The sequence below is a fragment of the Streptomyces sp. NPDC002536 genome, from assembly GCF_053594995.1.
On sequence record NZ_JBSFWU010000172.1, the window covers coordinates 1 to 8992 of the forward strand.

8 protein-coding genes and 1 pseudogene are annotated in these 8992 nt (G+C 70.3%); 6 read left to right on the forward strand and 3 right to left on the reverse strand.

All coding sequences use genetic code 11. From position 1 onward, the window contains the following. The 3 genes and pseudogenes from ACWD4B_RS33990 to ACWD4B_RS34000 form a co-directional block, all read left to right on the forward strand. A pseudogene (locus ACWD4B_RS33990) lies at positions 1-93 on the forward strand (transcriptional regulator); the annotation flags it as partial. 348 nt (positions 94-441) lie between these two features. Then, positions 442-1305, forward strand: coding sequence for a DUF4097 family beta strand repeat-containing protein (locus tag ACWD4B_RS33995; RefSeq protein WP_451424396.1), 864 nt, complete (start codon positions 442-444; stop codon positions 1303-1305). Next, entirely contained in the window at positions 1305-2009 is a 705-nt protein-coding gene (locus tag ACWD4B_RS34000) for a helix-turn-helix transcriptional regulator (RefSeq protein ID WP_451424397.1), read from the forward strand. Before ACWD4B_RS33995 ends, ACWD4B_RS34000 begins: the two co-directional genes overlap by 1 nt. Here ACWD4B_RS34000 and ACWD4B_RS34005 read toward each other — a convergent pair. The 3 genes from ACWD4B_RS34005 to ACWD4B_RS34015 form a co-directional block, all read right to left on the reverse strand. Continuing rightward, a complete protein-coding gene (locus ACWD4B_RS34005; RefSeq protein WP_451424398.1) occupies positions 1981-3144 on the reverse strand; it encodes a glycoside hydrolase family 5 protein in 1164 nt (387 codons plus the stop codon). The two genes, ACWD4B_RS34000 and ACWD4B_RS34005, sit on opposite strands and share 29 nt — an antisense overlap. A gap of 85 nt (positions 3145-3229) precedes the next feature. Further along, complete coding sequence (locus tag ACWD4B_RS34010; protein ID WP_451424399.1) at positions 3230-4192, reverse strand: zinc-binding dehydrogenase; 963 nt, start codon at positions 4190-4192, stop codon at positions 3230-3232. Positions 4193-4349: 157 nt separating this feature from the next. Next, positions 4350-5567 carry an NAD(P)-dependent malic enzyme gene (locus ACWD4B_RS34015; protein WP_451424400.1) on the reverse strand — a complete coding sequence of 406 codons (1218 nt, stop codon included), beginning with the start codon at positions 5565-5567 and terminating at the stop codon, positions 4350-4352. Between the two features lie 485 nt (positions 5568-6052). On the opposite strand from ACWD4B_RS34015, the gene ACWD4B_RS34020 reads away from it, so the two are divergent. From ACWD4B_RS34020 to ACWD4B_RS34030, 3 genes are read left to right on the forward strand one after another with little or no spacing between them, the layout of a single operon-like run. Further along, entirely contained in the window at positions 6053-7021 is a 969-nt protein-coding gene (locus tag ACWD4B_RS34020; RefSeq protein WP_451424401.1) for an ABC transporter substrate-binding protein, read from the forward strand. A gap of 40 nt (positions 7022-7061) precedes the next feature. Then, on the forward strand, positions 7062-8054 hold the full coding sequence (locus tag ACWD4B_RS34025) for an amino acid ABC transporter permease (RefSeq protein ID WP_451424402.1): 993 nt from the start codon (positions 7062-7064) through the stop codon (positions 8052-8054). Further along, positions 8051-8812 (forward strand): amino acid ABC transporter ATP-binding protein, encoded by a 762-nt coding sequence (locus ACWD4B_RS34030; protein WP_336413595.1) that lies wholly within the window; start codon positions 8051-8053, stop codon positions 8810-8812. The genes ACWD4B_RS34025 and ACWD4B_RS34030 overlap by 4 nt, the downstream gene beginning before the upstream one ends. The last annotated feature ends 180 nt before the right edge of the window (positions 8813-8992 follow it).

Genomic DNA, 8992 nt, shown 5'->3' on the forward strand with positions numbered 1-8992 from the left:
ATCGAGCAGGCCCGGACGAACCCCAGCGTCGGCACCACGGTCAAGCTCGCGGACGCACTGGGCGTCAGCATCACCACCCTGCTCGAGCACGAGCCCGACCGCCGGCCAGGTCTCGGCGACGGTCAGCGCGTGCGCCCAGTCCGCCGTCATGGCGGCGATCTGCGAGCCCTCCTCGCGCCAGGCCTCCTCCCCCGGCACCAGCACGCTCCACCCCTCGCCCGCCGGGGCCAGGAGGAGCGGTTCGCGCAGGAGCTGCGCGGAAGGACGGACGCGGTCGGGCTCGGCCCGGCAGAGCAGCAGAACCCCCGCCGCCCGGCTGTGATCAGTTGCGGACATGCGTCAACGCTAAGCCACGGGGGCGGCACTTGACTTCCAGTGACCGCGATATATCGTGTCTTACAAGACGCGATATGTTGCGTTGTCGGTCAGAGGAGGCCCGGAATGCCCACCCAGTCGAAGTGGTCACTGGCCGCGCCACAGAAGCTCACCTTCGACGAGCCGGTCATGGCCCTGAAGGTGCGCATCGTGGGCGGCACGGTCAATGTCGTCGGCACGGACACCGGGCCCGCCCGGCTGGAGCTGACGGAGATCGAGGGTCCCCCGCTCGCCGTCACCCACACGAGCGGCACGCTCACCGTCACGTATGACGACGTGCCCTGGACGGGCTTCCTCAAGTGGTTCGACCCCAAGGAGCGGCACCGCAGGGTCACCGTCACGCTCACCGTTCCGACGGCCACGCCCGTCGACGTCGGCACCGTCTCCGCGGGCGCCGTCGTCTCCCGCACCGCCGGCGACGCCAAGATCGCCACGGTCTCCGGCGAGGCCACCCTCGTCGGCCTGACGGGCACGGTCCGGGCCGACACGGTGTCCGGCCGGCTGGAGGCCCAGTCGCTCGGCGGCGAGCTCCGCTTCAACTCCGTCTCCGGCGACCTCACGCTGATCGAGACCGAGGGCGGCACGGTCAAGGCCGACTCCGTCAGCGGCGACATGCTCATCGACCTCTCCGGCACCGCCGGGACGAACCCCTCGCTCACGCTCACCAGCGTCTCCGGCGAGATCGCGATCCGGCTGCCGCACCCCGTCGACGCCGAGGTCGAGGCCAACACGGCCAGCGGCCCGGTCTCCTGCGCCTTCGAGGACCTGCGGGTCGGCGGGCAGTGGGGTGCCAAGCGCATCACCGGACGGCTGGGGACGGGGAACGGCCGCCTGAAGATCACCACCGTGTCCGGGGCCGTGGCCCTGCTGCGGCGGCCGGCGGATTCCACGGAACCGGGCCCGGGCCCGGCGGAAGGGAAGGTGCTCTGATGGCCCCCGTCTTCGCCCACGGCCGGCTGCGGCTCTACCTGCTGGGGCTCCTCGACGAGGCGCCGCGCCACGGGTACGAGATCATCCGGCAGTTGGAGGAGCGCTTCCAGGGGCTCTACGCGCCGTCGGCCGGCACGGTGTACCCGCGGCTGGCCAAGCTGGAGACCGAGGGGCTCGTCACGCACGCGACGGAAGGCGGCCGCAAGGTCTACTCCATCACGGACGCCGGGCGCGCCGAACTCGCCGACCGGCAGGGCGAACTGGCCGAGCTGGAGCTGGAGATCCGCGAATCCGTCGCCGCGCTGGCCGCGGACATCCGCGAGGACGTCCGCGGCGCGGCCGGGGACCTGCGGCGCGAGATGCGCGAGGCCGCGCTGCGGTCCCGCTCGGGCAGCGGTGCGGGCGGCGGGGAGGCGATCTCCGACTACTTCGCCGGTGCCAAGGAGGAGTTGCGGCGCGCGAAGGACGAGTGGAAGGAGCAGGCCCGGCGGGCCAAGGAGGAGAGCCGGCGCGCCCGGCAGGCGTGGAAGGACGCCGGCCGCGAACTCGAGCGCCTGCTGGACCGGTTCCGCGACGAGGTGCGGGACACCGCCCGGGACCACGGGGTGACGTCCGATCAACTCGCCGAGGTGCGCGCACACTTGGCGGAGGCGGCGGCCGGGATCGGCGCCGTGCTCAGCCAGGGGCGGGGCGGGAAGGAGTGAACCGGCGGGCGGTGAGCTCCTTGTTCGGCAGGAACCGGCCCGCGGCGTCGACCGCGCAGTACCCGGCCCCGTAGCACCACGTGTAGCTCGCCCAGCCGGAGGCGTACCGCTGCATCGACGTCAGCGCATCGCGGTAGAACCGCCGCATGTGCGGCAACTCGCTGCGGGGCGAGCCCCATTCGCCCACCACGACGGGGACCCGGTGCTCCCGCCCGTACCGGACCACCGCGGTCTCGTACCGCGCGAGCCAGCCGGAGGCGGGGTCGTAGTCCCGTCCTGCCTCCATCGCCGCGTCGTACAGGTGCGGCGCGTACACCACCTTCGGGTCGGCGATCCGGCCGAGCCCGGTGGGCAGGCCCTCGCCGGCGGCGGGGGTCGGCTCCACGAACAGCCAGTGCTCCCGGTCCACCCGGCGGACCGCCTCGGCGATGCGCCCGTACATCGGCGTCAGCTGCGTGGCCTCGATCCGGCGCGCCGCCGCGGGGAGGTCCTCGCCCGGGCGCAGTTTCCCCATCGGCTCGTTCATCAGGTCGTAGCCGAGAACCGCCGGGTGCCGCGCGAATCGCCCCGCCAGCACCTGCCACATGCGCGCCTGCGCATTCCGCAGATCGGCATCCTGGTAAAGGTGCTCGAACGCGGCCTGCACCGCGGGCTCGTAGTACTCGGAGAACCAGTCGCCGGGATGCGGCGTATACGGCAGGCCGTCCGTGCGCGTGGCCCATTCGGGAATGCCGCGGGGGCCGCCGAAAGCGGGTCCGTAGACGTCCTGATGGGCATCCAGCACCACATGGAGGCGATACCGGGCGGACCAGTCCAGAATGCGCTCGATACGAGCGAGATATCGCTCGCTGTATTGCCCCGGGGCCGGTTCCAGGTCGTCCCAGAAGACCAGCAGGCGAACGAGGTTGAATCCGCGCGCGGAAAGGTCGCGGAAATGACGTTCCGTGATGTCCCGGAGGGCGTCGGGGCCACGGTGGGTCTTGTCCTCGACGTTCCAGCCGCGCAGGGCGAGGGGGTGGTGGTGTGCGTCGGTGAGGCGCGGAACGGGCGGCGGCGCGGCCGGGGGCCGGGCCGCCGTCAGGGCCAGGAGCATGGCCAGTACCGTCGCCGTCAGGACGAGCCTTGGTCTGTGCACACCGGCACCTCCTCAGCCCTTCGCGGGCAACTGCGGGCCGTCCGTGGCTGGTCGCGCAGTTCCCCGCGCCCCTACGGGGCGCGGTTCAGACGGTCAGGACCACCTTCCCGAACAGGTCTCCGCCCTCCATCTTCGCGAAACCCTCCCGCGCCCGGTCAAGCGGCAGGACCGAGTCGATCACCGGCCGGACCCCGGTCGCCGCGCAGAAGGCCAGCAGGTCCGCCAGTTCCTCCTTCGTGCCCATCGTCGAGCCGACGACCTTCAGCTCCAGGAAGAAGATCCGGGTCAGCTCGGCCGCGGGCGGGTTGGGCCCGCTGGTCGCGCCCGAGATCACCAACGTGCCGCCGGGCTTGAGGGACTTGACCGAGTGCGACCACGTCGCCGCGCCCACCGTCTCGATGACCGCGTCCACGCGCTGCGGCAGCCGCGCGCCCGCCTCGAACGCCCCGACCGCGCCCAGCTCCAGGGCGCGCGCCCGCTTGGCCGCGTCGCGGCTCGTCGCATAGACCCGCAGCCCGGCGGCCGCGCCCAGTGCGATGGCCGCCGTGGCCACGCCGCCTCCGGCGCCCTGCACCAGGACGCTCTGGCCCGGCCGCACGCCCGCGTTGGTGAACAGCATCCGGTAGGCGGTCAGCCACGCGGTCGGCAGGCAGGCCGCCTCCTCGAAGGACAGCTCCTTCGGCTTCGGCAGCACATTCCAGGCCGGCACGGAGACCCGTTCGGCGAACGTGCCCTGATAGCGCTCGGTGAGGATCGAGCGGGGCTCGTCCGGGCCCACGCCGTGGCCGGTCTGGCCGATGACGGAGTGCAGGACGACCTCGTTGCCGTCCTCGTCGATCCCGGCCGCGTCACAGCCGAGGATCATGGGCAGGGCCTTCTCGGGCAGGCCCACACCGCGCAGCGACCACAGGTCGTGGTGGTTGAGGGAGGCGGCCTTGACGGTGACGGTCGTCCAGCCGGGCCGCACCTCGGGCTCGGGGCGCTCCCCCAACTCGAGGCCGTTCAGCGGCTGGTCACGGTCGATGCGTGCGGCATAGGCGGCGAACATGATCCGAACCTAGCGGGGTGCGCGTCCGCGGCGGAACCGTGGACGGGTGTGACACGCGCCGCGTCCGAAAGTTCCCCGCGCCCCGAAAAGGGGCGCGGGGAACGGCGCGATCAAGCACAGCGAACCCGCAGCCGAAGAACAGCCGCAATCCGGCGACCTAGCGCCCGGCAACCCCGTCCTTCCGCGCGGCAAGCGCCACGGCTGCCGTGACGGCCGGCGCGACCCGCGGGTCGAACGGCGACGGAATCACGCACTCCGCACTGAGCTCGTCGGCCACCACGGCGGCCAGCGCCTCGGCCGCCGCCAGCTTCATGCCCTCGGTGATGCGCGTGGCCCGCACCTGGAGCGCACCGGCGAAGATGCCGGGGAAGGCGAGGACGTTGTTGATCTGGTTCGGGTAGTCGCTGCGGCCCGTCGCGACCACGGCCGCGTACTTGTGGGCGACGTCCGGGTGGATCTCCGGATTGGGGTTGGCCATAGCGAAGATGAGCGCGTCGTCGGCCATCGTGGCCACGGCGCTCTCCGGGACCGTGCCGCCGGAGACGCCGATGAAGACGTCCGCGCCGTCGAGCGCCGTCTCCAACGTGCCGGAGATTCCGGACCTGTTGGTGAAGCCGGCCAGCTCGCGCTTGACGTCGGTGAGGTCCTCGCGGTCCCGGGAGACGATGCCCTTGCGGTCGCACACGGCGACGTCGCCGATGCCGGCCTCGACCAGGATGCGGGCGATGGCCACGCCGGCCGCGCCCGCGCCGGAGATGACGGTGCGCAGGTCGCCGAGCTCGCGGCCGGTGAGGCGGGCCGCGTTGCGCAGGGCGGCGAGGGTGACGACGGCGGTGCCGTGCTGGTCGTCGTGGAACACGGGAATGTTCAGGCGTTCCTGGAGCCGGCGCTCGACCTCGAAGCAGCGCGGCGCCGAGATGTCCTCCAGGTTGATGCCACCGAAGGAGGGCGCGAGCCGGGCGACGGTGTCGACGAGTTCGTCGACCTCGCGGCAGTCGAGCGCGAGCGGCACCGCGTCGACGCCGCCGAACTGCTTGAAGAGGATGGCCTTGCCCTCCATGACGGGCAGCGACGCCTCGGGACCGATGTCCCCCAGGCCCAGCACCGCGCTGCCGTCCGTCACCACGGCGACGACCTGGGACTTCCAGGTGTAGTCGTGGACGAGCTCGGGCTGCTCGGCGATCGCGCTGCACACCTTGGCCACGCCGGGCGTGTAGGCGAGGGACAGGTCGTCCCGGTCCCGGACCGGGACCGTCGCCCGGATCTCCATCTTGCCGCCACGGTGCAGCGCGAAGGCCGGGTCGAAGAGCTCGCCGTGAGCGTCTCCGTCCTGCCGGCCGCTGTCGCTCCGAGGATTCACAATCTCCGCTGACACTGTTGTTGACCCCTTTGTCGTAACTGCTGTCGAGGGTAGCCGCCCCGGGATACGGGGCGGGTGGGACGCCGCGTCCGTGACAGGGGTGGTACGGACGCCGGGCGCGCGCTGCAACGGCGCGCCCCGAGCCCCGGGTGAGGGGTCCCCGGCCTTTCTACCGGATGAGCAGGACGGCAGACGAGCGAGTTCCCGGGCGTTCTGCGGGTATGGGCGAATCCTCATGACAAAAACATGCCAAGTGCGACCGGTTCCTTACCGACCAGTAGCGCATGCGGACGGCCCGTTATCCGATTTTGATATAGCTGGGCCCCCGAATGGGGCACTCCGGATGGCAAGATGCGCAGACCGCACGAGGTTGCGACCGCACAGCAGGTGCGCCGGGCCTCTTCGGTACCCCTGTGCACCCCGGGTAACGCGTTACCGCTTGTGAACCACATGCAGTGTTGACCAGTCGGCGATCCCCTCACCCGCAGGAGGAACCAGCAATGACCGCAAGCACCACCCCTCGCACGGTTGCCGCCAGGAGTCGCTTGGCCGCGGCCGGCGCGATCGCGGTCGCCGGCGCCCTGCTGCTGACCGGCTGCGGCGACCAGCGCGACAAGTCCGGCCACGGTGGCGGAGAGGCCACCGGCAAGGCCTCCTCGGCGCCGCTCTTCGCCAAGCTCCCCAAGTCCGTCCAGGACGCCGGTGTCATCAAGGTCGGCTCCGACATCGCCTACCCGCCGGTCGAGTTCAAGAAGGACGGCAAGACCGTCGGCATCGACCCGGACATCGCCGCCGCGCTCGGCAAGCAGCTCGGCGTGACCTTCGAGTTCAACAACGGCACGTTCGACACGCTGCTGACCGGTCTGCGCTCCAAGCGCTACGACATGGCGATGTCCGCCATGACCGACACCAAGGACCGGCAGGAGGGCGTCGACTCCAAGACCCAGAAGAAGGTGGGCGAAGGCGTCGATTTCGTCGACTACTTCACCGCGGGCGTGTCGATCTACACGAAGAAGGGCGACACCAAGGACATCAAGTCCTGGGACGACCTCTGCGGCAAGAAGATCGCCGTGCAGCGCGGCACCGTCTCGGACGACATGGCCAAGTCCGAGTCGGACAAGTGCGAGAAGGCGGACAAGGGCAAGATCGGCATCGAGGCCTTCGACACCGACCTGGAGGCCCAGACGCGGCTGAAGGCCGGTGGCGTGGACGCCGTCTCCAGCGACTTCCCGGTCGCGGCCTACGCGGTCAAGACCTCCGGCGGCGGCAACGACTTCGAGATCGTCGGCGACCAGGTGGAGGCCGCTCCGTACGGCATCGCCGTCGCCAAGGGCAACACGCAGCTGCGCGACGCCCTGAAGGAGGCGATGGACGCGATCATCAAGAACGGCGACTATGCAAAGGTCATGAAGACCTGGGGTGTTGAGGCCGGAACGATCAAGGAACCCAAGATCAACGGCGGTTCCTGACCTTCCTTTCCCTCGTACTGACCGCTGAAAGGTCATATCCATGACTGACTCTCCAGGGAAGCCGGAGAAGGAGAAGCCGGACGACGCACCCAAGGGTGCGGCGACGGATGCGGCGACCACGGCCGTCGAGCCCGAGGCCATCCGGGCCATCCCCGTGCGGCACTACGGGCGTTGGATAGCCGCCGCCGTCGTGATCGTTCTGCTGGGGCTGCTGGTCAACGCCTTCGCCTCCGCAAACGTTCACTACGGCGCCATTCCCGACTACCTCTTCGACTCCTCCGTCGTCTCCGGCCTCGGCAAGACCGTCCTCATCTCGATCCTCGCCATGCTGCTGGGCCTCGTCCTCGGCATCGTGCTGGCCGTGATGCGGCTGTCCAAGAACCCGGTGACGTCCTCCGTCTCCTGGCTCTACATCTGGTTCTTCCGGGGCACCCCGGTCTACGTCCAGCTGCTGCTGTGGTTCAACCTCGCGCTGATCTTCCCGGAGATCAACCTCGGCCCGATCTACCGTGACTACATGAGCTCGTTCATGACGCCGTTCATGGCCGCGCTGCTGGGTCTCGGGCTCAACGAGGCCGCGTACATGTCCGAGATCGTCCGGGCCGGCATCCAGTCGGTCGACGAGGGCCAGACCGAGGCCGCGCACGCGCTCGGCATGAGCCAGGGCAGGACGCTCCGCCGGATCGTGCTGCCGCAGGCCATGCGCGTGATCGTGCCGCCGACGGGCAACGAGTTCATCAACATGCTCAAGACCTCGTCGCTGGCCGCGAGCGCCGCGCAGTACCTGGAACTGCTGCGCTCCACCTCCGACATCGGGCAGACCACCGGTGCCACGGTGGAGATGCTGTTCCTCGCCGCCACCTGGTACCTGATCCTCACCAGCGTCTTCAGCGTCGGGCAGTTCTACCTGGAGCGGTACTACGCACGCGGCTCGCTGCGCAGCCTGCCGCTCACGCCCTGGCAGAAGATCAGGGCGAACCTGGCCAGTCTGGGCAGCCGTACCGACCGCACCAAGGGAGGCGTCAGCGCATGAGCGCCATGGTCAAGGCCGAGGGCGTCCACAAGTCCTACGGCGCCACACAGGTCCTCAAGGGCATCGACCTGGAGGTCGCGCCGCGCGAGGTGTTCTGCCTCATCGGCCCCTCGGGTTCCGGCAAGTCGACCTTCCTGCGGTGCATCAACCACCTGGAGAAGATCAACGCCGGCCGGCTGTACGTCGACGGCGAGCTCGTCGGCTACCGGCAGAAGGGCGACCGGCTCTACGAGCTCAAGGACAGCGAAGTCGCCCAGAACCGCCGGGACATCGGCATGGTGTTCCAGCGCTTCAACCTCTTCCCGCACATGACCGCACTGGCCAACGTCATGGAGGCCCCCGTCCAGGTCAAGGGCGAGACCAAGTCGGTCGCCCGGGAACGGGCGATGAAGCTGCTGGACCGGGTCGGCCTCGCCGACAAGGCCGGCAACTACCCCTCGCAGCTCTCCGGCGGCCAGCAGCAACGCGTCGCCATCGCACGGGCGCTGGCGATGGAACCGAAGCTGATGCTCTTCGACGAGCCGACCTCGGCCCTGGACCCGGAGCTGGTGGGCGACGTACTGGACGTCATGCGGGGCCTCGCCGAGGACGGCATGACGATGATCGTGGTCACCCACGAGATGGGCTTCGCCCGCGAGGTCGGGGACTCGGTCGTCTTCATGGACGACGGCGTGGTCGTGGAGTCGGGCGCGCCGCGGGAGGTACTGACGAATCCGCAGCACGAGCGGACGAAGTCGTTCCTGTCGAAGGTGCTGTAGCGCTCCGCAGGAGGCGCGCCCCGTCAGGGGCGCGGGGCTCCGTTCGATATGCGGCTCCGCCGCGTGGGCGCGCCCCGTCAGGGGCGCGGGGAACTGCGCGACCAGCCCCCACCGGCCCGCAGCCGACGCTCGAACCGCTCACCCCCGAGGAATGGCCGGTGAGCTTCCTGCTCATCGCGC